This is a genomic window from Micrococcus sp. LASM2_SD2 (assembly GCF_057364565.1).
Genome location: NZ_JBNFOB010000372.1, coordinates 1 through 1395, shown reverse-complemented (window position 1 = coordinate 1395; position 1395 = coordinate 1). Strand labels below are relative to the sequence as shown.

The 1395-nt window shown below is 71.8% G+C and carries 2 protein-coding genes and 1 pseudogene; all 3 read right to left on the bottom strand.

Annotated features, from left to right (window positions below; all coding sequences use genetic code 11):
• Nucleotides 1-196: 196 nt before the first annotated feature.
• Nucleotides 197-583: a 50S ribosomal protein L20 gene (gene rplT, locus AC2W7A_RS12460; protein WP_067191895.1), complete on the bottom strand. Its 387-nt coding sequence runs from the start codon at nt 581-583 to the stop codon at nt 197-199.
• 95 nt (nt 584-678) lie between these two features.
• Nucleotides 679-873, bottom strand: coding sequence for a 50S ribosomal protein L35 (rpmI, locus tag AC2W7A_RS12455; protein ID WP_485991616.1), 195 nt, complete (start codon nt 871-873; stop codon nt 679-681).
• A gap of 130 nt (nt 874-1003) precedes the next feature.
• A pseudogene (locus AC2W7A_RS12450) lies at nt 1004-1395 on the bottom strand (hypothetical protein); the annotation flags it as partial.

Below are 1395 nucleotides of genomic sequence, written 5' to 3'. Positions count from 1 at the left end.
CGCAGCGCCTCGCGGCAGCCCTGCGGCCCCTCCACCAGGAAGGCACCGGCCCTCAGACGCGCCGAACGCCCCCGCCAGGCGGGCGACGGACCGCACGCGCTCGCGCGCGGGTTCGTCATCACGTCCTGGTCGGGGCGTCCGGTCATGGTGTGCGGCCGGGTCCGGCTCTCACCGGATCCGGCGTGTCCGCGCTGGATCAGCGGGAGGCCGCCGGGGCGTTCACGTCGGCCGGCAGCGCCTTGCGGGCGGTCTCCACCAGGGCGGTGAAGGTGGCGGCGTCGGAGACGGCGATCTCGGCGAGCATGCGGCGGTCCAGCTCCACACCGGCCAGCTTCAGGCCCTGCATGAAGCGGTTGTAGGTCATGCCGTTGGCACGGGCCGCAGCGTTGATGCGGGTGATCCACAGCTTGCGGAAGTCGCCCTTGCGCTTGTGGCGGTGCTGGTAGTTGTAGGTGAACGAGTGGAGCAGCTGCTCCTTCGCCTTGCGGTACAGGCGAGAACGCTGACCGCGGTAGCCGGAGGCGCGGTCCAGCATCGTACGACGCTTCTTGTGGGCATTCACTGCCCGCTTCACACGTGCCACGTGTGTGCTCCTATCTGTCTGGTCCCGGGGCGCTCCATGCGCCGCTCCGGGAGGAAGTGTTCCGGTGCCACGGCACCGAGGGTGTGCTCAGTGGCTCAGATGCCCAGCATCCGCTTGATGGTCTTCACGCTGCCCTTGGAGACCATCTTGTCCGAGGCCAGACGACGGGTCAGGCGGGAGGACTTGTGCTCCAGGTAGTGGCGGCGGTTGGCCTGCTGACGCATCAGCTTGCCGGAGCCGGTCACGCGGAAGCGCTTCTTGGCGCCGCTGTGGGTCTTCATCTTCGGCATGGCTGCCGTTCTCCTTCTTCGTCGCCGTGCGCCTCGCCCTGCGGTGAGGCGCACGGTGCTGGGTTCACTCGGCCGGTTGCGGACGAGCTGTGCGGTTCTGACCCCCGTGCCGGGCACGGGGCAGTCCGGGTCAGGCCTTGCGGGGCCCGGGCTTCGGGGCCGAGGCTCCGCCCTTGGGGGCGGCGGGCTTCGGCGGGGCCGCCATCGGCTTCGGCTTCGCAACCGGCTTGGGCGCGGCGGCGGGCTTCGGCTTCGCGGCCGGCTTCGGTGCGGACTCCTTGGCCGGGGCCTTGGCGGCGGGCTTGGCCGGCTGCTCCTTGGCAGGCGCCTTCGGAGCGGCCTTCTTCGGGGCCTCCTCGGACGGGGCGCCCTGCTTCGGGGCCTCCTGGGCCATCTTCTTGAGGTCGGCCGGGAAGGCGTCGCCCACCGAGTTGGACACCGGCTTGGCGTCCTCGGCGGCGCGCTCCTCCGCACGGGCACGGGCCTCGCGGGCGGCCTGGTCACGGCGGGAGCCGCCGCCGG

Coding starts and splice junctions, on each gene's coding strand:
- rpmI (WP_485991616.1), bottom strand. CDS start 873: ATGCCGAAGATGAAGACCCACAGCGGCGCCAAGAAGCGCTTCCGCGTG.